This is a genomic window from Streptococcus sp. HMSC076C08, from assembly GCF_001810825.1.
Classification (GTDB): Bacteria; Bacillota; Bacilli; order Lactobacillales; family Streptococcaceae; genus Streptococcus.
In genome coordinates, this window is the sequence record NZ_KV802721.1 from 227265 (window position 1) to 250492 (window position 23228).

24 protein-coding genes, 1 pseudogene and 1 other annotated feature are annotated in these 23228 nt (G+C 40.2%); of the genes and pseudogenes, 4 read left to right on the top strand and 21 right to left on the bottom strand.

Annotated elements, in window-relative coordinates:
* Window positions 1–31 precede the first annotated feature (31 nt).
* The 7 genes from HMPREF2766_RS02700 to HMPREF2766_RS02730 form a co-directional block, all read right to left on the bottom strand.
* Window positions 32–1573 (bottom strand): ABC-F family ATP-binding cassette domain-containing protein, encoded by a 1542-nt coding sequence (locus HMPREF2766_RS02700; protein ID WP_070567586.1) that lies wholly within the window; start codon window positions 1571–1573, stop codon window positions 32–34.
* A gap of 1 nt (window position 1574) precedes the next feature.
* Entirely contained in the window at window positions 1575–2054 is a 480-nt protein-coding gene (locus HMPREF2766_RS02705; RefSeq protein WP_070567588.1) for a VanZ family protein, read from the bottom strand.
* 1 nt (window position 2055) lies between these two features.
* On the bottom strand, window positions 2056–3141 hold the full coding sequence (gene rlmN, locus HMPREF2766_RS02710) for a dual-specificity RNA methyltransferase RlmN (RefSeq protein WP_070567590.1): 1086 nt from the start codon (window positions 3139–3141) through the stop codon (window positions 2056–2058).
* A gap of 20 nt (window positions 3142–3161) precedes the next feature.
* Window positions 3162–3692 carry a YutD family protein gene (locus tag HMPREF2766_RS02715; protein ID WP_070567592.1) on the bottom strand — a complete coding sequence of 177 codons (531 nt, stop codon included), beginning with the start codon at window positions 3690–3692 and terminating at the stop codon, window positions 3162–3164.
* Between the two features lie 155 nt (window positions 3693–3847).
* Entirely contained in the window at window positions 3848–4453 is a 606-nt protein-coding gene (sodA, locus tag HMPREF2766_RS02720; RefSeq protein WP_000974728.1) for a superoxide dismutase SodA, read from the bottom strand.
* A 69-nt stretch (window positions 4454–4522) separates the two neighbouring features.
* Window positions 4523–5560 carry a DNA polymerase III subunit delta gene (holA, locus tag HMPREF2766_RS02725; protein WP_070567593.1) on the bottom strand — a complete coding sequence of 346 codons (1038 nt, stop codon included), beginning with the start codon at window positions 5558–5560 and terminating at the stop codon, window positions 4523–4525.
* Between the two features lie 33 nt (window positions 5561–5593).
* The gene (locus tag HMPREF2766_RS02730) at window positions 5594–6529 is read right to left on the bottom strand and encodes a dihydroorotate oxidase (RefSeq protein ID WP_070567595.1); all 936 of its coding nucleotides are present in this window, start codon (window positions 6527–6529) and stop codon (window positions 5594–5596) included.
* Between the two features lie 205 nt (window positions 6530–6734).
* Here HMPREF2766_RS02730 and gdhA point away from each other — a divergent pair, with 205 nt between their 5' ends.
* From gdhA to HMPREF2766_RS02745, 3 genes and pseudogenes are all read left to right on the top strand, one after another.
* Entirely contained in the window at window positions 6735–8081 is a 1347-nt protein-coding gene (gene gdhA, locus HMPREF2766_RS02735; protein ID WP_070567597.1) for an NADP-specific glutamate dehydrogenase, read from the top strand.
* A gap of 31 nt (window positions 8082–8112) precedes the next feature.
* Complete coding sequence (locus HMPREF2766_RS02740; RefSeq protein ID WP_070567599.1) at window positions 8113–8598, top strand: GNAT family N-acetyltransferase; 486 nt, start codon at window positions 8113–8115, stop codon at window positions 8596–8598.
* Window positions 8599–8613: 15 nt separating this feature from the next.
* Window positions 8614–8778 (top strand): annotated as a pseudogene (locus HMPREF2766_RS02745) (NADP-specific glutamate dehydrogenase); the annotation flags it as partial.
* A gap of 35 nt (window positions 8779–8813) precedes the next feature.
* Here the strand turns inward: HMPREF2766_RS02745 and HMPREF2766_RS02750 are convergent.
* From HMPREF2766_RS02750 to HMPREF2766_RS02785, 8 genes are all read right to left on the bottom strand, one after another.
* Window positions 8814–9182, bottom strand: a complete 369-nt coding sequence (locus HMPREF2766_RS02750; protein WP_070567602.1) for an EXLDI protein — start codon at window positions 9180–9182, stop codon at window positions 8814–8816.
* Between the two features lie 64 nt (window positions 9183–9246).
* Window positions 9247–10149 (bottom strand): DUF2268 domain-containing putative Zn-dependent protease, encoded by a 903-nt coding sequence (locus tag HMPREF2766_RS02755; RefSeq protein WP_070567604.1) that lies wholly within the window; start codon window positions 10147–10149, stop codon window positions 9247–9249.
* Between the two features lie 275 nt (window positions 10150–10424).
* Window positions 10425–11624: a tyrosine-type recombinase/integrase gene (locus tag HMPREF2766_RS02760; protein ID WP_070567606.1), complete on the bottom strand. Its 1200-nt coding sequence runs from the start codon at window positions 11622–11624 to the stop codon at window positions 10425–10427.
* 15 nt (window positions 11625–11639) lie between these two features.
* Window positions 11640–11870 carry a DUF3173 family protein gene (locus HMPREF2766_RS02765; protein ID WP_070567609.1) on the bottom strand — a complete coding sequence of 77 codons (231 nt, stop codon included), beginning with the start codon at window positions 11868–11870 and terminating at the stop codon, window positions 11640–11642.
* A gap of 42 nt (window positions 11871–11912) precedes the next feature.
* A complete protein-coding gene (locus HMPREF2766_RS02770) occupies window positions 11913–12554 on the bottom strand; it encodes a replication protein (RefSeq protein ID WP_070567611.1) in 642 nt (213 codons plus the stop codon).
* 352 nt (window positions 12555–12906) lie between these two features.
* The gene (locus tag HMPREF2766_RS02775; protein ID WP_070567613.1) at window positions 12907–13629 is read right to left on the bottom strand and encodes an ATP-binding protein; all 723 of its coding nucleotides are present in this window, start codon (window positions 13627–13629) and stop codon (window positions 12907–12909) included.
* 1 nt (window position 13630) lies between these two features.
* Window positions 13631–14185: a hypothetical protein gene (locus tag HMPREF2766_RS02780; RefSeq protein ID WP_070567615.1), complete on the bottom strand. Its 555-nt coding sequence runs from the start codon at window positions 14183–14185 to the stop codon at window positions 13631–13633.
* A 12-nt stretch (window positions 14186–14197) separates the two neighbouring features.
* A complete protein-coding gene (locus tag HMPREF2766_RS02785) occupies window positions 14198–14590 on the bottom strand; it encodes a hypothetical protein (protein WP_070567617.1) in 393 nt (130 codons plus the stop codon).
* Window positions 14591–14862: 272 nt separating this feature from the next.
* Here HMPREF2766_RS02785 and HMPREF2766_RS02790 point away from each other — a divergent pair, with 272 nt between their 5' ends.
* On the top strand, window positions 14863–16014 hold the full coding sequence (locus HMPREF2766_RS02790; RefSeq protein WP_070567619.1) for a hypothetical protein: 1152 nt from the start codon (window positions 14863–14865) through the stop codon (window positions 16012–16014).
* Window positions 16015–16156: 142 nt separating this feature from the next.
* Here HMPREF2766_RS02790 and rplL read toward each other — a convergent pair whose 3' ends face one another.
* The 6 genes from rplL to msrB all read right to left on the bottom strand — a co-directional run bounded on the left by rplL (window position 16157) and on the right by msrB (window position 23168).
* Window positions 16157–16525 (bottom strand): 50S ribosomal protein L7/L12, encoded by a 369-nt coding sequence (gene rplL / locus HMPREF2766_RS02795; protein WP_001196964.1) that lies wholly within the window; start codon window positions 16523–16525, stop codon window positions 16157–16159.
* Between the two features lie 74 nt (window positions 16526–16599).
* A complete protein-coding gene (rplJ, locus tag HMPREF2766_RS02800) occupies window positions 16600–17100 on the bottom strand; it encodes a 50S ribosomal protein L10 (RefSeq protein WP_070567620.1) in 501 nt (166 codons plus the stop codon).
* A gap of 38 nt (window positions 17101–17138) precedes the next feature.
* Window positions 17139–17274 (bottom strand) — a sequence feature (ribosomal protein L10 leader region).
* 61 nt (window positions 17275–17335) lie between these two features.
* Window positions 17336–18595, bottom strand: a complete 1260-nt coding sequence (locus tag HMPREF2766_RS02805; RefSeq protein ID WP_070567621.1) for a TRZ/ATZ family protein — start codon at window positions 18593–18595, stop codon at window positions 17336–17338.
* A gap of 100 nt (window positions 18596–18695) precedes the next feature.
* Window positions 18696–20444, bottom strand: a complete 1749-nt coding sequence (locus HMPREF2766_RS02810; RefSeq protein WP_070567622.1) for an ABC transporter ATP-binding protein — start codon at window positions 20442–20444, stop codon at window positions 18696–18698.
* 1 nt (window position 20445) lies between these two features.
* A complete protein-coding gene (locus HMPREF2766_RS02815) occupies window positions 20446–22170 on the bottom strand; it encodes an ABC transporter ATP-binding protein (RefSeq protein ID WP_070567623.1) in 1725 nt (574 codons plus the stop codon).
* A 59-nt stretch (window positions 22171–22229) separates the two neighbouring features.
* Window positions 22230–23168 (bottom strand): peptide-methionine (R)-S-oxide reductase MsrB, encoded by a 939-nt coding sequence (gene msrB / locus HMPREF2766_RS02820; RefSeq protein WP_070567625.1) that lies wholly within the window; start codon window positions 23166–23168, stop codon window positions 22230–22232.
* Window positions 23169–23228 lie beyond the last annotated feature (60 nt).

Below are 23228 nucleotides of genomic sequence, written 5' to 3' on the forward strand. Positions count from 1 at the left end.
AAGTCATTTCGACTTGGCCTTTTTAGTGCTTTTAAGTTAGCTTGTTAAAGTCCCAGATTTGGTCCATCCAGCCTTCATAAAAGTCTGGTTCGTGGCAAACCATAAGGATAGAACCCTTGTATTCTTTGAGAGCGCGTTTGAGTTCTTCCTTGGCATCCACATCCAAGTGGTTGGTCGGCTCGTCCAGCACTAAGACGTTGTTTTCACGGTTCATCAAGAGACAGAAACGCACCTTGGCTTGTTCACCACCTGATAAGACCTGAATCTGGCTTTCGATATGCTTAGTTGTCAAACCACAACGAGCAAGGGCTGCACGAACTTCTGCTTGGTTGAGGGCAGGAAAGGCATTCCAGACGGCTTCAAGAGGGGTTTGACGATTGCCACCTTCTACTTCTTGCTCAAAGTAGCCAAGTTCTAGGTAGTCGCCACGTTCGACTTCTCCAGCGATTGGCGGAATAATGCCCAAGAGAGACTTCAAGAGGGTTGTTTTCCCAATACCATTGGCCCCAATAATTGCAACCTTTTGATTGCGTTCAAAGGTTAGGTTTAAGGGTTTAGTAAGTGGACGGTCATAACCAATCTGCAAGTCCTTGGCTTGGAAGATAAAGCGCCCAGGTGTACGAGCTGGTTTGAAATCAAAGGATGGCTTTGGTTTCTCACTTTGAAGTTCGATGATGTCCATCTTGTCGAGTTTCTTTTGACGGGACATGGCCATGTTTCGTGTTGCAACACGGGCTTTATTGCGGGCTACGAAATCCTTGAGGTCCGCTATCTCTTTCTGTTGACGCTCATAGGCTGCTTCCAGTTGAGATTTCTTCATAGCATAAACTTCTTGGAACTGGTAGTAGTCACCAGAGTAACGCGTCAACTGTTGATTTTCAACATGATAGACGATATTGATTACGTCGTTGAGGAAAGGAATATCGTGCGAAATAAGGACAAAGGCATTCTCATAGTTTTGGAGATAACGCTTGATCCAGTCAATGTGTTCAGCATCCAAGTAGTTGGTTGGCTCGTCAAGCAACAAGATATCTGGTTTTTCAAGGAGAAGTTTAGCCAGAAGCACCTTGGTTCTTTGTCCACCTGATAAGGCTGTTACATCTGTATCCATACCATAGTCCATGACACCGAGGGCACGCGCTACTTCATCAATCTTGGCATCTAAAGTATAAAAATCACGACTCTCCAAACGGTCTTGGAGTTCTCCAACTTCTTCCATCAGCGTATCGATATCTGCTCCTTCTTCTGCCATTTCCATGTAGAGGTCATTGATACGTGCTTCTGCTTTGAAAAGCTCATCAAAGGCAGTACGGAGTACATCACGCACAGTTTGACCTTCCTTTAGCACAGCATGCTGGTCCAAGTAGCCAGCAGTCACATACTTAGACCACTCCACCTTTCCTTCGTCTGGTAACATCTTACCAGTCACAATGCTCATAAAGGTTGATTTCCCCTCACCATTGGCACCGACTAAACCGATATGTTCTCCCTTGAGGAGACGGAAAGACACATCTTCAAAAATTGCACGGTCACCAAAACCATGACTCAAATTTTTAACTTCTAAAATACTCATTCTAATTCCTTATCTTGTTTTTATGCAGTCCTTTATAGAGGACCCAAGCCAAATAGCCTCCTAGGGTATTGGTCCACAAATCGTCAATCTCAAAGACGCGATTAAAGTCGAAGAAAAAATCTAAGACCAGCTGCGTACATTCAATTCCTAAGCTCAGAAGAAAACTGAGAAATACGATTTTTTTCGTTTTTCGTAAGTTTGGACAGAGGTAGAGCAGTTGAAAGACCAGAGGGATGAGCAAGAAGACATTTAAAATGTTCTGCAAAAAGATCCAAATAACTTGTCCCAAACTGGTCACTTCACCTAGATTCCACAGGGAGTTTAAGGGAGTTAAAAGAAAAACCAGGCGTCCAAAAGTTTGAATACCTGGAGTTTCCACTCCTGTAGGAAGTTGAGGCTGGGGAGTAAAACAAAAACAGACAATGCATAGACTATAAACAGCCACTCCCAATCTTAAGATTAATTCTCTTTTTCTAGTCATTTTATGGATTTACCGCTGCGACTGCCTTCTGGCGGTCACGTTTCATTGTATTGGAGCGCAATTGTCCACAAGCTGCATCAATATCAGTACCATGTTCTTGACGAACAACACAGTTGACCCCTTTTTTCTTGAGGGTATCGTAGAAGGCCATCACGCGCTCTTTAGGACTACGGCTATATTGGTCATGTTCACTAACTGGATTATAAGGAATCAAGTTGACATAAGACAATTTCTTGATGTTCTTGAGCAACTCCGCCAGTTCCAAGGCTTGTTCAACACCGTCGTTGACTTCATTGAGCATGATGTATTCAAAGGTCACACGTCGATTAGTTGTTTCGATATAGTACTCAATAGCTGCAAAAAGCTTTTCTATCGGAAAGGCACGGTTAATCTTCATGATGCTTGAGCGCAATTCATTATTGGGTGCGTGAAGGGAAACAGCGAGATTGACCTGTACGCCTTCATTAGCAAAGTCACGAATTTTATGAGCCAAACCTGAAGTTGAAACTGTGATGTGACGAGCACCGATAGCCATCCCCTTGTCATCATTGATGGTACGGACAAAATTCAAAACATTGTTGTAGTTATCAAATGGTTCACCAATTCCCATGACAACGATATGGCTGACACGTTCGTCCTGCCCACGCTCATCAAAGTATTTCTGAACCAACATGATCTGCGCTACGATTTCACCGTTATTAAGGTCACGTTGCTTCTTAATCAAGCCTGATGCACAGAAAGTACAACCAATGTTACATCCCACCTGTGTGGTCACACAGACTGATAAACCATAGTGTTGACGCATCAGCACTGTTTCAATCAACATACCATCTGGCAACTCGAAAAGATACTTAACAGTACCGTCAGCCGACTCTTGTACAATACGTTGTTTCAAAGGATTGACCACAAACTGGTCATTGAGCTTAGCAATCAAATCCTTGGAAAGGTTGGTCATTTCTTCAAAGGACTGGACACGTTTACGGTAGAGCCATTCCCAGATTTGATCTGCTCGGAATTTTTTTTCTCCTTGTTCTAATACCCATTCTTGCATGGCTTGACGTGTTAAACTATAAATAGACGGTTTCATCTCTTCTCCTTATTCTCTATCTATTTCTGACGAATGACAAAATGGCGCTGTCCCTTGTCCTCTTTCTGAGACTTTTGATCCTTATGACGACGTCTATTTCTCTTATCCGCATTTGGTTTTCTCTTGTTTTGCGAAGGTTTCTTGCCTCTTCTAGGAAGGTTTTCCTCTTCTTTTTTACGCATTTTCTTGTCAAATGACGCACGCTTAGGCGCTTGGTTTTCTAGGACAAAATAAGCACAACCATAACTACAATACTCTAAAAGATAATCCTGTAAGCGACTGATTTTTTCAATTTTTTCCTCTGTTCGATCGTCTTTGTAAAAACCGCGTAGGCGAAGCTGTTCATTGCTCCAGTCCCCCACGACATAATCAAACTTGGTCAACACTTCTGAGAAGCGTTGATTAAAGACTGTCACATCGAAAGCATCCTTGATATTTTCAACCAAGGTAAAAGCGATTCCTTCAGTCTCAATCTTATCCCCATTCATATGAAATTCTGGGCCAGGAAACTTGTTATAGTTGTATAATTCAGGTGCAATTTCTTTACGCATAGTCTTCCTTTTCCATGATTACTTAACACTCTATTTTACCATATTTTCTACAAGTTGGCACGAATATCCTGAAAATGAAAAAAGTCTGACGATTCTGTCAGACTTCTGCTTTATAACCTTAAAAAGAGAAGAACAATTCTTCCCTCCATATTTTATTATTTAGCTGCTGCGTAAAGCTCGTCTACCTTGTTCCAGTTAATGACTGAGAAGAAAGCTTTGATGTAGTCAGGACGCACGTTGCGGTATTTCACGTAGTAAGCATGTTCCCAAACATCCAAGCCCAAAATTGGTTTTTTACCTTCTGAGATTGGTGTGTCTTGGTTTGCTGTTGAAGTCACTTCAAGCTTCCCTTCTTTGTTGACAACCAACCATGCCCAGCCAGAACCAAAGCGAGTTGTAGCTGCTGCTGTAAAGGCTGCTTGGAACTCTTCAAATGAACCAAATGTTGCATCGATTGCTGCTGCAAGTTCTGCTGATGGAGCTGTTTTCTCAGGAGTCATCAATTCCCAGAAAAGAGCGTGGTTCAAGTGTCCACCACCATTGTTGATAAGCGCTTGGCGGATATCAGCTGGGATAGAATCTACATCAGCAAGCAAGGCTTCAAGGTCTTCACCGATTTCAGGGTGTTTTTCAAGAGCAGCATTTGCATTGTTGACATAAGTTTGATGGTGTTTGTCATGGTGCAAGTGCATTGTTTCAGCATCGATGTATGGTTCCAAAGCGTCATACGCGTATGGAAGGTCTGGTAAGATAATAGCCATCTGTAATACCTCTTTTTCTTTCTATATGAAAATGATAACGCAATCATTCTCTTTTTTCAAGTTTTTTGCTCAATTTGCTTCTGCCGCGATCTGCAAAAGCGCCTTTTCAAACAGGTAGCCTTTTTCATAGACACCTGTCTTAATCTGGTAGTCTGTTTCAATCAAATAAGAAATCGCTCGCTTGAGAAAGGCAATGGAAATCCCTCTCGAATCTCTCAGTGCAAACTTGATTTGATAAGGATTAGGATTACGCCCCAAGTAAGTTCCCAGACTGCTTGCGATCTGCGATTCCGTCTGACCAGTCTCTGATAAAATCTTCACTTGGGTAAAGGTACGAAACTGTCCTAACATGACAGCTATGAGCTTGATCTCATCCTCCCCTTGCAAGGTCAAGTCTCTAACTAGGTCACGGGCCAGGTCAATCTTCTTAGCTAAAATAAGCTGAGTCAAATCAAAAATATTGTCCTGGAGAGTCTTTGGAATAGCCTCGACAATGTCCTTCTCCTCTATCACACCGTCTGACTTATAAGACTGTAAAAAAAGGAGGTTTTTCTGGATTTCACTAAATTGAAAACCAGATTTGAGAAGTAGATTTTCAAAAGATTTTTCCGCAAACTGCAGACCTTGTCTCTGGCTCCATTTTTGGAAATACTGGCGGAGTTCTTGTTCTCTGGCTTCTACTGCATCAAAGACAGTCGCATCACGTTTGAGAAGTTTAACCAACCGTCTCTTGCTATCCAGCTTTCCTTCTGCAAAAATTAAGAGTTTAGTCGTTGGTGAAGGATTGTCAAGATATTCCTCAAATGACTTGAGTTCATCATCTGTTAAAAAACGTTTCTTGGCTGTTGTAATATCGACAAAATGATCAAGTATCACGATTTTCTCATCCGCAAAGAAAGGGAGACTGACCAGCTCCAGTTCCACATCCTTATAGGCTACTTCTTTCATGTCAAAGTAGGCAAAATTGAGGTCGGCTGGATCATAGCCAATCTGCTTCAATACTTGACTCTTCATAACTTCAAACTGGCCCTGGTCTGTCCCTGTAAATAGATTCAAGCTAGATAAGTTTGATAAAGACAAGTTTTGACTCTCTTCTATGGCTAGCATCTTCTCTCCTTTCTTCTTGTTTTTCTATTTTGTTTAGTCAATATAGCGCAATTTCCCACGGAAATCTTCTAGGCTCTCGTACCCTTTTTCCGTCATGATTGCTTTTAGTTCATTGGTAATGCGCTCAAAAGCACCAACGCCTTCCTTATGAAGGGTGGTTCCCACCTGTACCATACTAGCACCACAAAGGATATGTTCAAAGGCATCACGACCTGACAATACGCCACCCGTTCCGATGATTTGGATTTGAGGATTGAGACGTTGGTAGAAGGCATGTACATTCGCTAGAGCTGTTGGTTTGATATACTCTCCACCAATGCCACCGAAACCGTTTTTGGGACGAATCACGACAGACTCATCTTCAATATAGAGACCATTTCCGATAGAATTAACACAGTTAACAAACTTGAGTGGATATTTGTTGAAAATAGCAGCCGCTTGATCAAAGTGAACAATATCAAAATAAGGTGGCAATTTGATTCCAAGAGGTTTGGTAAAGTAGGCAAATACTTCTGCCAAGATACAATCTGTTGTCTCAAAATCATAAGCAATCTGAGGTTTTCCTGGAACATTTGGACAAGAGAGATTAAGCTCTGTCAGTCCTTTGAATTCACTCTCTTGAACTTTTTTCAAGATGGTATGTGTTTCTTCTGGAGACATGCCGACCAGAGATAGGAAGAAAGTATGGTTTGGCTCTTTTTCCTGCAAGTCCAAAAGATAGTCCAGATAGTAGTCTAAGCCATTATTTGGCAAGCCCATGGAGTTGATAGAACCAAGTGGAACATCCTGGTAACGTGGTTCAGGATTTCCCTGACGGAAGTCCAAGGTCGCAGTCTTCGTAACAAAAGTACCTGCCGCTGAGTTTTTGACCCCTTCAAGCTCTCCTATCGTCATACAAGCCACACCCGCTGCATTCATCAAGCAATTGTCAAACTCAAATCCAGCTATTTGTGTTTTCGTTGATACCATGATTCTAATCCTCCTGATTCCTTTTATTTCTAATATTATACCATACTTTAAGATTTTCTCTTTGAGAAACTAATTTCTATATAAAACGTTCGGTTTTGTAAATTGAAAGAATTTTTAGAAAATTTCTGTTTTTTTCTTTACACTCAAAAAAAATTCTGCTATAATGGCTCATGTAATAAAATATAACAACAAAAAGGAGAACGATATGACATCTGCTAAAGAATATATCCAAAGCGTGTTTGAAACTGTAACAGCTCGTAACGGGCATGAGGCTGAATTTCTCCAGGCGGTTGAAGAATTCTTCAGCACTTTGGAACCTGTATTTGAAAAACATCCTGAGTATATCGAAGAAAACATCTTGGCACGCATCACTGAGCCTGAGCGCGTGATTTCTTTCCGTGTTCCTTGGGTTGACCGTGAAGGTAAAGTACAAGTCAACCGTGGTTACCGTGTTCAATTCAACTCAGCTGTTGGACCATATAAAGGCGGACTTCGTTTCCACCCAACTGTAAACCAAGGGATTTTGAAATTCCTCGGATTCGAACAAATCTTTAAAAATGTCTTGACTGGACTTCCTATCGGTGGAGGTAAAGGGGGATCAGACTTCGATCCTAAAGGCAAAACTGATGCTGAAGTGATGCGCTTCTGCCAAAGCTTCATGACTGAATTGCAAAAATACATCGGACCATCACTTGACGTTCCAGCTGGTGATATTGGTGTTGGTGGACGTGAAATTGGTTACCTTTACGGACAATACAAACGTCTTAACCAATTTGATGCGGGTGTCTTGACTGGTAAACCTCTTGGATTTGGTGGTAGTTTGATTCGTCCAGAAGCAACTGGTTATGGTTTGGTTTACTACACTGAAGAAATGCTCAAAGCTAATGGTAACAGTTTTGCTGGTAAGAAAGTGGTCATTTCAGGTTCTGGTAACGTAGCTCAATACGCTCTTCAAAAAGCAACTGAACTTGGCGCTACTGTCATCTCTGTATCTGACTCAAACGGTTATGTCATCGATGAAAACGGTATTGATTTCGACCTTTTGGTTGATGTTAAAGAAAAACGCCGTGCTCGTTTGACTGAGTATGCAGCTGAGAAAGCAACTGCTACTTACCATGAAGGTTCTGTCTGGACTTACGCTGGGAACTACGACATCGCTCTCCCATGTGCCACTCAAAACGAAATCAATGGTGACGCAGCTAAACGCTTAGTTGCTCAAGGTATTATCTGTGTATCTGAAGGTGCCAACATGCCTAGTGACCTTGATGCGATTAAAGTCTACAAAGAAAACGGAATCCTTTACGGACCTGCCAAAGCTGCCAACGCTGGTGGTGTAGCTGTATCTGCGCTTGAAATGAGCCAAAACAGTCTTCGACTCTCATGGACCCGTGAAGAAGTTGATGGACGTCTCAAAGACATCATGACCAACATCTTTAACACAGCTAAAATAACTGCTGAAACATACGGACTTGGTACTGACTACCTTGCAGGAGCAAATATCGCTGCCTTCGAAAACGTGGCAAACGCTATGATTGCACAAGGTATTGTTTAATTAGTCGATACATCCTATCGGAGGACAAATGATGAACTTACGGTCAATGGAAGTGAGAGACAATCCAGCTGTAGCACAACTCATTAGAGCTAGCCTAGAAGAATTCGGGCTTGACAAACCAGGAACTGTCTACTTTGATTCTCATCTAGATCATTTGGCCGACTATTATCAACAGCAAGAGAGAGCAGCTTACTTTGTCCTGGAAGACGAAGGGCAGCTGGTTGGCTGTGGTGGCTTTGCACCTGTGTCTGATAAGATTGCTGAATTACAAAAACTGTATGTCACTAAAAACAGTCGTGGAAAAGGTTATTCCAGCAGCTTGATAAAGCGGATATTCCAGGAAGCCCGCCTAGCAGGTTATGAACAACTTTATCTAGAAACCTCTACTGAACTGGCTACGGCTGTGGCAATCTATCAGCATTATGGTTTTACAGCATTGCAACAACCACTTTCTAACGCCGCCGGCCACCCAGCTATGAATATCTGGATGATAAAATCTCTCTCATCAGATGAATAGATGGCAGTATACTCTGGCCGTCTCAAAGATATCATGACCAATATCTTTAATACAGTTAAAACAACTGCTGAAACATACGGGCTTGGTACTGACTACCTGGCTGGTGCTAACATCGCTGCCTTCAAAAACGTAGCCAATGCTATGATTGCCCAAGGTATTGTTTCAGCACTATCACACTAGAATAAATCCGACTGCTTATAAAAGCAGCCGGATTTTTATATATCTAATTTTTCAAAAAATTTGCCTGTTAACTGCTTTTCTTTTATCTTCTCAAGCAGCTCATTTTCCAGAAAAGGACTTAGTTCGTCAAAATCTTGACAAACCTTAAAAACAGTCTCTCTGTCCAACTGACCATAAACTAATTCGTAATAGTCCTTATTATGCTGCCAGTTCTGGTCATAGTTGACATCTGTCCGTTGATAGTAAACGATGTTTTGCTTCGGAGTCAGGTAAATCTTCTGTGTTAGAATGCTTTTCTGATCTTTGGATAACTTGCTACGGCTAAAAATTTTAACACCTTGAAAAATCTTGCGCTCATGAATCCCTTGATCTGTCACCTTCAATTCAATTTTTTTATAGTGCATACTATCACCTCCTGAAATCACCTACATTATATCAGATTCTAGCAGATTATCAAGCAAAAATGTGTCATTTCCAAAAGTCTTTCGTCGCCTCTAAAATCTCTTCTGTTGATGTTACTGTGGCCTCAATAATGCTCTTGCCTGTCCTTTTTAGATAAGCTTGTATCAGATGATAGCCATAAGCATAGCCCGCAGCATAAGGCATACCAACTGGTATCTGACCTTGAAGCTCTGCAATTTCATCACCGTAGAGATAAGGAGCCATTTCCGCCATCCCTGTTAGCTGAAGCTGACTTGAGATGATGGGCTTAATCTCCTCTAATTGCTCTGAACTGGTTGAAGTAACCCAGGGTCCAATGAGCTCCTTGCCATAGAGCTCAGCAGCAAAAGACTCTGCCAATCCTTCACTGACTACCCAGTCTGCTAGTGTCGTCTGCTGGTTCCATTTGATAAATTGGAAGCGGACATTGTGGTTGCACTCGTGAGCCAATGCCGCTTGAATACGTGGCAAAGTATAGTCATTAGGCAGTATGCTTAACATGAGATAACCTGGGATTCCACCATCTCCGCTGTAACCTTTATTGAGCTGTAGCATAGGTTTTTCTGGATTGCCCAATAAAATAGTAAAATGGTAATCCTCAACCTCTAAATCATAGCCAGCCTGTTCAAAAAGGCCAATACTTCTTTTAATGGTATCCTGGCAGTCTTGCCAGAGTTGATCAGAGCTCAGGGCATCAATAGCCGGTCTATCCTTTCCCGAGAGAGTTGCGGGCAACAGATTCATAAAGCCAAGTAGGAATAGAGCATCAAATCCTCCAGGGTACTTTGCTTTTAAAGGAATGTGTTGAGTTTGGTATTTGGTTGCAAAAGGTTCTAATATTTTAGCTCGAAAGAGATCTTCTCTCTTTTCTAAAGGAAGCTCGAGCATCTCCTGATAAACTTTATCTGAACGAATCGTATTGATTTGCATAATAATCTCCTTTCTTATCTACTATTAGTATAATCCCTTCCCTAAGGTCAGGGTCAAGAAAAAAATTGAATTTCTATCAAGATTCTAGTAATTGTTAGTAAAAAAACTAGAACTTTCGTATCAGACTATAATTTCAAGTAGGTTTACCCATTTTAAATCGTAACAGAAAAAACCGCTACTCCTGAGAATAGCGGTTTTATATGTTTTTTAAGCTACTAATGTAGTTGCTCTATTATTTAAGAGTAATATAAGCGTAAAACTCATAAAGCTTGCTATTAAGCGTTTTTCTTCTCTACATTTTCCCGTGGGGGTGTTTGCGGGGGTGTCAAATTTAACCCCTCCTTTTGCAATAAATCAGTTATCTCATTTCCTATTGTTTGCTTGTTAGCATTGTAAAAATGAGAATAAGTATTTAGAGTAGTTGCCTTGTCCACTCGTCCAGAGCGTTGAGAAACGGACAGGACATCTTTTTTTAGGACATTTATCATAAAGGAATCATGGCTATGCCTTAATCCTTTACCAGTAATTTCAGGAATTCCTGCCAATTTAGCATGCCGTTTTAACATTCTAGTAAGAGTAGATTTTACCATAGGTTCGCCAAATTTTGACAGAATAAAATCATCATCAGAATTTGAAATTTGAACTTCTCGCCAGCGTTCAAGAACTTTAACAGTTTCATCATCTAAATCAACTAACCTAACCCCTGCTTCAGTCTTTGTCTGCTCCTTACGTTTATAAATCCCACCTTTTAGAGCTTCTATAGTCGCATGAACAAAGAGTTTTTTATTTTCCTTATCATAATCAGACCACAAAAGAGCAAACCCCTCACTCACTCGCACGCCAGTCATATAATATAACCAAGTCGTCGTGTAACGATGTAAATCCTCGTAATTAGTCAAATCAAAGGTAGCTAGAACTTTTTTGAAGTCTTCAAAAGTCCAAAACTTTGTGTCCGGTCGTTTTCCTTTCGGATTATCCAAAGCCTTACATGGAAAGTTTTTAATATATTCCATACGCTCCGCATATCCGAGACACTGCTTAAACCTTATCCATACACATTTTGCATAATTTGGAGAATAATCTGCAATCAATTTCAAGCGAAACTTTTCACAGTCACGTGGTCTAATATCACGCAGTTTTATCTTTCCAAAAACTTCTATAAAAAGCTGAAAATGAGTAATGGCTGTTCGATATGTAGAATCTTGAACAGTCTGCTTGTAATACGGAAGAAAAATATCTTCCATATATTGAGCAAAGGTCAAATTATAATCCGAATAATCGAATTTGTCATAGAACTCCACTCTTACTCTACATAGCTCGTCATAGGCTTCTTTCTCACTTCGAAAAGGCTTACCCCACATATTACGATACCGCTTGAATCGTTGCCTTTTTCCAGTCGCAGTAGCCTTAAATTCAGTTTGACAGTAAATCCGACCCTTACTATCTCTAAATACACCTTTATATTTTTTAGACATGTTTTCAATTCCTCCTTAAAGTGAAATTTGAAAACCTAGTAGTTCCTCTACAATACTGGTAGGAGCTAAGTCTAATCGCCTATTGTCAAAAGGTGATTTACTTAAGTGTACCACATTATTTGAAGAATTTCTAGCTTCTTCAAATCTTTTGACTGCAATTAACTTTCCTTCTTTGATAATCTGTTTTGAAGCTGATTTTGAAAAGCCCAGCTCAATTAATTGTTTATGATTAACTGTCCTTGTCATATTTACCTCTTTTCTATATAATAAAGATATCAGGAGATGTCCTTATTCTTCTGTATTTACCTTCACCCCTTTATCGCTCGCCAAAGTGTTTGAAAGGGTGGAGGTTTTATTTTTACTCCTGTTTTGTGGTCTGTGTCGTCTTGAATCTAAGAATCTTGTAAAAAAATATGTTCTTTCGATAATCAGTCCCAAAAGCGATGTGTTATTATGTCTAGCAAAGTGAACTAAGTCTTCGAACTCAGTAAAATTATTATTAGTGATGACATCGATAACAGTTTCTAAGAATAAATTTGAATTTTGCTCTATTAAAAACTTATCAAGTTCGAATCCACACCCTGCTTCAACATCCTCTATATTATATAAAGTTTTTTCAGGGTTCTCAGCATGTATGAAATAATCGTACATACCTTTTGGTGATATGACAGGTTCCACATGACTAGGACCGTTTAGTTTATCTTTGATAAGCTCTGACACCTGAGAGAAGCTTTTGAGAGAATCAAAGTAGAATGCCCCATGCTTATGTGCTTTCTTAAATTCTCCAGTTTTTTTGTTTACATCCTTATCATGCCACGGTGACAGGACAAATGGAACGTGAATTTCTTCGAGAATTTCTAAATAATTTTCTGGTGCACTTTCTTTATATATTAGAAAAGCCCATTTATTGGAGCGTTTATCTTTTATCATTTTATCTTCTTTCTATGATTATTGATTATTGATTATTGATTATTGATTATTGATTTATTGGGGGTCGTAGTAACCCCAATAAATCTTCTCTTGGGGCTTTGCCAAATTCCAGCCTCTCCTGCCCGATGAAACCTCATCGAACCGAGAACGCTTGCCAATCCAACAAGGGCCGGGGTAGTATTTTTGGCGCTTCACTTCCTGCCGTTGGCATCGTTGCGCTTAAAAAATCTCCACCCCTCAAGCCCTTGCAAATAGGCATTTCCCTGCTAATGAGGTCGTACCGACACTATACCGATGATGAAACTTCAAAATAAGCTTACTGTCGTACCTAACAAGTGTAGCAGAAAAAGCGCTAGCTATATCTTGAAAATAGCTCCTGCATCCGTTGATTTAACCGTTCCTCGTCCCTTACTTGAATCGTACGAAACATCTTGACAGATTCTCCCTCTAGCTGAAAATATCCATATCCTCTAGGTTTTACTACAACTTCATCTTTTTCCATATCAGGAAAAAGGAGTTGTCTGTTGTTTGTTGCTAACAGAAAGCTAGTTGATAAGGATATGACACAATTAAAATTGTAGCGCCCCGGAAGGTCAGACATCAAGAAACGTTGACTAGATAAAATGATTCGTAAACCTAGACTTCTACCCATGCTATTCATCATCAACATTTTCGATAAAACATCTTTGTGTTTCTTCTTATCAGTTTGTTCGAGATATGCAAGGAAAGCCTGCCATTCATCGAAAATTAGGTAGAGATTATGAGCAATATTTTCTTGTTTATTTAGTCTTGCATAAAAGCGTTGGTAGACTGTTTCGAATAGTTCTAAACAGTCAAAGCCTCTTGCGACATGGTTGCCAGTCATTGGAAACATTGCTTCATCTGCTTTAAAATCGAGAAAGTAAGCTTCAGCATCTGTATCATGAAATGAAATGAGACCGACTATTCGCCTTAAGAAAGACGATTTTCCCGCTCCTGACGGCCCAGCAACCAGCCAGGCATTCTGTCGATTTATGTCAATAGAAACAGGGATAGGTTGTCCCCTACTGTTGGCCTCGAAAACGTTTTTAATCATGCTAGAAGTCCTCTTCCATTTGGTTTTTTTGAATTAAAATCATGTCATCAGCTGACACTAAACGTACCTTGATTGCTAGAAACGGTTCACGCATAGAGCGACTGACCACACAATCCATTAAACCATTAGACACAAATTTAACTGTTTGCCTTACCTTGGTTTCGAACTCCCAAAGTAGTTCATCACTGATTTCTTTTTCGAGATGAACAAAGTATAATCCTTGATTGATGTCAGGAAACTCAACTCCTTGCACGAACTGCAAAGTAGAAACAGGTAAATCTGTAACGCAGCATTCAGTTAACCTATGATAAACCGTTACAAATAGGGGATTGGTAGGAGCTTGTTTTCTTTGCTTATAACTTTCCCACATTGTAGAAAAGATTTCCCCCTCAGTAAAAACAAAGAGTAGGACTAGAATTGCTCCAATAATCGGAACGAACCAAATTAAAAATTTAATAAGTAAGGCTACTGTAACTGCACTTACTAATGCAATAGCAAGCTGATAGTACCATTTAAGCGAAATGAATTTACGTAAAGCACTTTGAACTTTTTTCATAGTGGAGACCTCTTAGTTTACTGAAATAGTGTTTAGTTCAAGTACCAGTGCAAGCCCAATAGGTTGCTTGTACTTGTCAGTGACAAATGCCAACTCAAAATCCTCAAAAGAGATAGTCATATCTTGAAGTTGTGATAGGTCTTCTCCTAGATAATTTTTGAGTTTTACCTTGAAAGTTGGACAAAACTCCTCTTGACCAATACTTTCAAACTTCTCATAAAGAAGTGTGTCAACGGCAGTTAGGTTTGCCCAAGAGCGTTGGTTCCCTTCGCCCTCATTCATAATACCTGTGTTTATATCAACAACGTTTAGAGAGGAAGGAACTGTAACAGCCCCAGACATTGCTTCTAAGAGTTTTTGTTGGCTCTTGTAGATACCTAGAGAAATCTTTTTGTCTTCAGTCATTTTGACCTACTTTCTAGCCTCACAACTCCCACGTTTAGCTATGAGGCATAAGTTAGTTATAGAACGGGCTATTTAGACAAAAAATGCGTGGACAGACTTTCTAGAATGCTGCCGTGTCATGAAATATATTTCGTTTACAAGACTATTCTAGCAATTTCTTGTTACGTAGTCTGCAATATTTAAGACACAAAAAGATTGATTTTATTTTAAAAAAGTGATAGAGTAATCATAAAATGTGACATATAAATCATAATTTTAGAATAGGACATATTATGAATAAATCAAATGACTGGTATAGTTTCTACGAACCTTACATTAAGATAAAAGGCATTTTTGACATCGATACTATTGTTGAGAATTATATTAAACAGAATTACTCTAAACTCATAGAAAAACAATTTGAACAATACAAAGAACAAGGAAGATACACGAGAGCGGGGGACTTTATAGACAAAGAAATTAAAGCTGGTTTAAAAAATCCTGATTCCTATTATTTAGAATTAAAAAAAGGTAATAGGAAAGATATAACTGATATTCTCTCGGAGTTTAAAAAATTGCCTTTGATTGTAGATTATATAGAAGACTTAAAATACTTCGAAAATAGAGAATACAATAAAGCATCTTCATACCTAAGAGACACACTAGAACTAGGTGCAATCTTTCTGAATCACCCTGAATGCTGTCACTATCTTTTATGGATATTTTCAACAACAGATGATGATTCAGATAAATTTATATATGGTAGCAAATACTTAGAAACTATTGCAAGTTTTATTAAAAATGAAGTTGAACAATTTAATTTCATTGATGATAGATATTATGATATTTCGTTAGAATGCTACAAAAAATTTATCAACATTGATGATTTTTTAACTAAAGAAAATATTTTAGACTTATATATAAAAACAAACTATTCTAAAATACTAAAAGATGAGTATAAACTATACAAAGAAAAATATAATTCAAATCAAGATACATTTATGAGAGATAAAGACCTCTATACTGGAGAAGATGACGGACGATTTCTATTTAATTCACTAACCAAAAGAAAAAAGAAATTAGACATTAAGCTACTAAAAAAATTTCGCGAATTAGAAATTTTAGAAGAAAACAATAATACCAGTCACTCACAAAATATTGAAAAATTAAAACATATAAGATTAGCTTTACAAATGGGAGCATTAGTTTTTCAGAAGTTTCCACACTTATCAACAGGTATTAGGAATGCAATGAAAAATGCAAGTATTGAAGGGGATGGAGCTTCTTATCTAAAAGAATTTTCTAGACAACTAAATATAGTTGCATTTAAGGAAATGCAAGAGGAGGATAATATTCAAGCTGAAGTAGCACAAGAAAAATACTACAACGATAATATGAGCAATGACGAATATGATATGGCTAAACTTTTAGGATTTGATATTTAATAATAAAAAATAACACCCCCACAAAAATTTGTGGGGGTGTCTGTGGGGGTGCTTCAAACGAAATACTCCCTTTTATATCACCTTTTTCAAGAGCGAAAAGGCTATAATACTAGGCTTTCAGCCTTAAACAATCTGATATTGATTATTTAAGAGTAACTGAAGCTCCAGCTTCTTCCAATTTAGCTTTGATTTCTTCAGCTTCTGCAGTTGGAACGCCTTCTTTGATGACACCTGGTGCACCATCAACAAGTTCTTTAGCTTCTTTAAGTCCAAGACCAGTGATTTCACGTACAACTTTGATAACGCCAACTTTTTTGTCACCAGCAGCTGTCAACTCAACGTCAAATGAGTCTTTAGCAGCACCAGCGTCAGCAGCACCAGCTGCAGCAACAGCTACAGGAGCAGCTGCAGTTACACCAAATTCTTCTTCGATAGCTTTTACAAGGTCGTTCAATTCAAGGATTGAAGCTTCTTTAATTTCAGCAATAATGTTTTCAATGTTCAATGCCATTGTTATTTCCTCCAAATAAGTTTTAAATTTTATAATAGTTTTTACGTAGCTAGGCTACGCTGCGTAGCTTAAGATTAAGCTGCGTCTTCTTTGCTTTCTGCAACCGCTTTGACTGCAAGAGCAACGTTGCGCACTGGCGCTTGAAGTACAGAAAGGAGCATAGAAAGAAGTCCTTCGCGGTTTGGAAGAGTTGCAAGAGCAACGATTTCTTCTTTAGATGCGACAGCGCCTTCGATTGCACCACCTTTGATTTCAAGTGCTTCAGCGTTTTTAGCAAAATCGTTCAAGATTTTCGCTGGTGCGATAACATCTTCGTTAGAAAATGCTACTGCAGATGGTCCAACAAATACTGATGCAAGATCTTCAAGACCAGCTTTTTCAGCTGCACGACGCAAGATTGAGTTTTTAATGACTTTATACTCAACTTCGCTTCCACGAAGCTCACGACGAAGAACTGTATCTTGCTCAACTGTCAAACCACGAGCGTCTACAACGACGATAGATGCAGCAGCTTTCATTTTTTCAGCTACTACGTCAACTAGTTCCGCTTTTTTAGCAATAATTGCTTCACTCATTAGTGTGTTCACCTCCGTTATTATTTTGCTTGGGGAAATTTTCCAAAAGAAAAACGCGCCCAAACCTAGACACGAAAGTACAATACGCTTCTTTTTACATGATACGTTTTGTCCTCGGTAGGATACTTATGAGTCGAGCTCCCCTACTGTCTTAGGCAGTTTTTTCAAACCGTATATAAGTATAGCATAGACAAAAAAAGAATGCAAGATTTTTGCAAACTTTTTTTAAATTTTTTTAAATCTCTACTGTCAAAACTTTGCCTTGCTTAACCACCTGTTCTCCAGCGATATAAACATCTTCAACATCACTGGATTTGACAGCATAAACCAGATGAGAGAGCATATTTTTCTGAGGTTGAAGATGGATTTTTCCTTGTGGTTGAATGACCAGAAAATCCGCTTGCTTGCCAACTTCTAGGCTTCCTATCTGCTTTTCCATTCCTAGAACCTTAGCTCCTTCGATCGTCAACGCCTTAAGGGCTGTCTCGATAGGAAATTGGCTGGCATCTCCACTTTTCATCTTTTGAAGAAGGGCTGCAGTCCGTCCTTCCTCAAACATATCTAGATTGTTATTGGAAGCAACCGAGTCTGTCGCAATTCCGACTGCTACTCCTGCTTTTTGGAGTTGGATGATTGGAGCAATCCCTGAGGCCAGTTTGAGGTTACTGATAGGATTATGGGCGATTGCCACATGAGAAGTTGCCAAGCGTTCAATTTCTCTCTCGTTTAATTCGACCCCGTGAGCAAAGACAGACGGATGATCTAAGTAACCTAGTTCTTCTAGAAAGGCGAGAGGGCGTTTGCTATAGCATTTCAAGATAATTCCTGATTCCTCCTTGGTCTCCGCCACATGGATATGGATAGGAATGGCCAGTTCTTTTGCCATTTCTATGCTTGCTTCCAGCAAGTCTCTACTACAGCTATAGGGAGAATGAGGAGCTACCATAACCTTGAAATTTGGATTTTCATATCCTAAGATTTCCTCTATGATGGCTCGTGTTCTGCTTATAGTCTCAGCAGTTGTTTCTGCCTCTGAAGAAAAGAGGGTCGGTGAGAAATAACAACGCATCTTAGATTCCTTAACTGCCTGATAAATTTGCTCAATATCCACACCATTAGGATTATACATATCGTTGAAGGTTGTTGTTCCTGACTGGAGCATCTCTGTCAGAGCTTCTTTGACTGCCTTGGTAGTCATATCGGGAGTAAATCCTGCTTCTGCTGGCCAGATATAGTCATTGAGCCATTCATGGAGATTACTATCATCCCGGATCCCTCGCAAACCTGTCATAGCAGAATGGGTATGGCAATTAACCAAACCAGGCATAATCCAGGCTCCCTGATAGTCTATAATCTGCTCAGCTTGCTCTAAAATCTCTGGCTCCTCTTGGCCGACATAGACGATTTGAGAGTCCTTAACGGCTAAGATACCATCCAAATAAACATGGAAATCTTTGTCACAAGTCACGATATTTACATGCTGATAGACTTTCATTGTTTTCTCCTTCTAAGACCCTGATTTTTTCTAGCTATTGTAACAAAAAAGTCACCCGAAGGCAACTTTTTTTGTCCATAAGATTTCAAAATAGAAAGGATTATTCAGAGCTAAAAGCTGCTGCTTTTTGCATTTGGTAATACTTGCCCTTTCTAGCCATGAGTTCCTGATGATTGCCGTATTCCACGATGTTACCATCCACCAAGACTAGAATCAAATCCGCATCCTGAATGGTTGACAAACGGTGAGCAATGATAAAGCTTGTGCGATCCTTCATGAGTTTGGCAAAGGCATCCTGTACTAGCACTTCTGTCCGTGTATCGATGGAGGAGGTCGCCTCGTCTAAGATAAGAATCTTGGTAATAGCCAGAAAGACACGCGCAATGGTCAAAAGCTGAGCCTGACCAACAGAGAGTGATTCACCCGCATTTTCCAGTTTGGTATCATAGCCCTGCGGCAGTTGTTGGATGAAAAAGTCTGCATTGGCTGCTTTTGCGGCAGCAATCACCTGCTCCCTACTGGCATCAGGATTTCCAAAGGCAATATTGTCATGAATGGTCCCTTGCTTGAGCCAAGTTTCTTGGAGTACCATTCCAAACTGCTGTCTCAATGACGCTCGGGTATAATCATAAATGGATTGCCCATCTAACAAGATATCTCCCGAGTTAATAGGATAAAAACGCATGAGGAGATTGATAAGAGTTGACTTACCAGCACCTGTCGGACCAACGATGGCCACCTTGCTACCAGCTGGGATATCGATGGATAAGTTCTTAATCAAGATTTTTTCAGGATGGTAGCCAAAAGAAACATGTTTAAAGGAAATGGCTCCCTTGACTTGGTCACTGGTCAAGACTTCCTTACCTGTTTCAGCAACCTCAGGACTTTCTAAGACAGCATAGACACGCTCTGCGCAAGCGAGAGCACTTTGCAACTCAGCTAAAACAGAAGAAATATCATTAAAAGGCTTGGTGTACTGTTGGACGTAATTCAAAAAAGTCACTAAACGTCCGATGGTCAAGGTGGACCCCATCATGATTCGATAAGCTCCTACTCCAGCAAGAAGAGCATAAATGAGTGCGTTGACAAAGCGAGTTGAAGGATTGACCGTTGATGAATAAAAGATGGCTGACTGAGAATAGCCTGCGTAGTTGGCATTCGCCTCATGCAGTTTTTGGATAAACTCTGTTTGAGCATTGAAAGACTGGATAATAGTCTGCTGGCTAAGCGATTCTTCAATCAACTGAGTCTGAATTCCCCTCGTCTCTGTTTGCTTCTGGAAGAGATGATAGGACCGTTTGGCAATAAATCGTGAAATTACCATGGACAGAGGCGTCAACAGCAAGACCAAGAGGGTCATGAGGAGATGAATTTGGAGCATTGCTAGAATACTAACCAAAATCATCAAGACACCAATGAAAAATTGGTTAAAAATCATGGTCAAGCCAGCTGCCAACTGTTCTATGTCTGTGGTCACACGACTAACCATCTCTCCACTGCCCTGCCGATCCACAAAAGCAATCGGTAAACGATGGAGCTTATGAATGATTCGCTCTCGCAAATCTTTAGTATAAGAGAAGATTAGGCGATTATAGAGGAGAGGATTGGCCCATTGTACCAGAGTATTTCCTATAACCACCAATATCATCTGAATGAAAATCTGCCAAAAAACTTGTGATGAACCAGCCACCAGGACCTGGTCAATGACCTGCCCAATTAGAATAGGTAGGTAAATTGATAAACCAACTTGGGCAATAGTTCCTAGAAAGGCTAGAAAAAGGAGGAAGGGATGGCTTGCTAAATCCTTAGCCAAACGTTTGAGCGTCTGGTTTGCGGTTTGTCGTTTCATGCTAGTCCTCCTTTCCATGTTGGGATGCATTGATTTCACGATAGACTTGACTGGACTTCATCAAGTCATCGTGCTTGCCAACAGCTAGTAGCTCACCTTTTTCCAAGAGGAGAATCTGGTCAGCCATCTGAAGTGTCGAGGTCCGTTGAGAAATCAAGATTAAGCTCGTATTTGGCAGATTTTCTCTAATAGCTTTCAAGAGCTTGGACTCGGTAATGGTGTCGAGGGCCGAGGTCGAATCATCTAGGATGAGAAATGGAACTTGGCGCAAGACTGCACGTGCGATAGACAGCCTTTGTTTTTGTCCACCTGAGAAATTTCGACCTCCTGCCTCAACTAGGGCATCCAAAAGTCCTTCCTTTTCACTGACAAAATCCTTAGCTTGCGCAATCTCCAAGGCTTGCCAGAGTTGCTGGTCAGATACTTCTCGATTGAAACCCAATGTCAAGTTGGAACGAATAGTTCCTTTAAAGAGTTCGACTTTTTGGGGAACATAAGCAATCCAAGACCGCCACTGCTCCAAATTACGAGGACTACGCCCATTTCGATAAAGGTCAATGCTCCCCTTGTCTGCCGGATAAAGACCAAGTAAGACTTGCACCAAGCTTGATTTACCAGAACCAGTTCCTCCGATGATACCAAGGAGCTGCCCTTGCTTCATATCAAAGGAAATGTTTCTCAGAGAAGGCTGGGCCGCATCAGGATAGGTAAAGGTTAACTCTTTGACTTGTAAAACCCGATCACCGGTAGCTTGTTTTTGTTCTAACTCTGAATGGATATCCTCTGGAGCCTCGTCAAAGACTTCCTCGATTCGCTTGGCTGAGATATAGGATTGGTTGAGGGAATTGATCAGCATGGCGAGCTTAACCAATTCCACCAAAATCTGCAAGAGATAGTTGATAAGGGCAATGAGGGCACCTTGACTGAGTAAACCTCCTTGAATTGAAATATATCCCTGCCAGATGATGACGAGAAGAGTTCCATTAACAATCAGATAGGTCAGAGGTGTTAATAAACTAGACCAGAAGCCTGTTTTTTCTTGCAATCTGGCATAAATGTGGTTAAGAGTTTGAAAAATTTGTAACTCTCGTTTTTCCTGACCAAAAGCACGAATAACTCGCATCCCTTGCAATTGCTGGCGTGTTTCCTGAACCAGCTGGTCCGTTTTTTTTCTAAGACTGCTGTAGAGAGGATTGACCAGTCGAGAGAGACCGACAATGACAATCGTCAAAATGACAACCATAACTAAGAACCAGAAAGTCAGCTCAGCCGAGATGCGATAGGCCATAAAAATGGCTCCAAAAACGATAATAGGCGCTCTCAAAAAGAGGCGCAGGAATTGATTGATACCAGTCTGAATTTGGTAAGTATCCGAAGTCAAGCGAGTCACCAAGCTAGAAGTTGTCAAACGATCTCTGCTGTCCTTGGGTAAGGAAAGAATATGACGATAAAGGTCGTCTGTCAGTTCTTTGGCAAACCCAACCGCTGCCTTTGCTGAATAAAATTGAGCAATCAAGGCCACTAAAACACCAATCACTGCAAAGATAAGGAGCAGGCCAATCTGCATCCAGAGATGGCCTTGATCCATCTGAGGCAAGGATTGGTCAACAATCCCAGCAATCACCATGGGAACCAAGAGTTCAAACACAGCTTCTAGCAACTTGAACAAGGGGGCTAAAATGGATTCTTTGATATAGGGTTTGAAGTAAGATAGTAAGTGTTTCATAGATCCCTTCTATTCTTATTCTGGAAATGAAGAAAGTGGGAAGCCCCACCCTCTCAGTTTTATTTGTTTAAGTAAGGTAATAGATAGCCATATCCTGCTTTTTCCATCTCATCCTTGGCTATAAAGCGTAAGGAAGCAGAATTAATACAGTAACGGAGGCCACCTAATTCCTGTGGTCCATCTGTAAAGACATGACCCAAGTGAGCATTTCCTGACCGAGAACGAACCTCGATTCGCTCCATTCCATGGCTCAAATCCTTGTAATAGTGAATCAATTCCTTAGAAATCGGACGACTAAAACTTGGCCAACCACAACCTGAGGCAAACTTATCCTTAGCAAAAAAGAGTGGCTCCCCTGTCGTGATATCTACATAAATCCCTTCTTCAAAAGTTTGGTCATAAGCATTACTAAACGGCGCCTCTGTAGCAGCTTCTTGCGTTACTCGGTAGGATTCTTCAGTTAGGTTTTCCTTTAACACCTCTTGACTAGGCTTTTCATAGTTAGAGGCATCAATCAATGGCTTCTCAGCATCCGTCACATCGATATGACAATAACCTGAAGGATTTTTCTTGAGATAGTCTTGATGGTAGTCTTCTGCTAAAATGTAGTGGCGAAGTTTCTCCACCTCTACTGCAATCTTTCGACCCAGTATACGCTCCTGCTCCTGCACCACTGTGTAGATAGCTGGCAAGTCTGCTTCATCCTGATAATAGATTCCCGTTCGATATTGGCGACCACGGTCATTCCCTTGTTGGTTAATAGACAAGGGATCAATAACACGGAAATAATAAAGCAAAATCTCTCTGAGTGACACTGCTTTCTCATCATAAATCACTTGAACAGTCTCTGCATGGTCTGTTTCCTTGAGCAACTGGTAATTGGTCGTTTCGACTTGCCCATTAGCGTAGCCGACACTGGTTGTCAGCACTCCAGAAATACGTGAAAAATACTCCTCTAGACCCCAAAAACAACCACCTGCTAGATAAATTTCTGCCATCTTTATTTCTCCTTTATCAAGTTTTTAACCAATACTCTTCGAAAATCTCTTCAAACCACG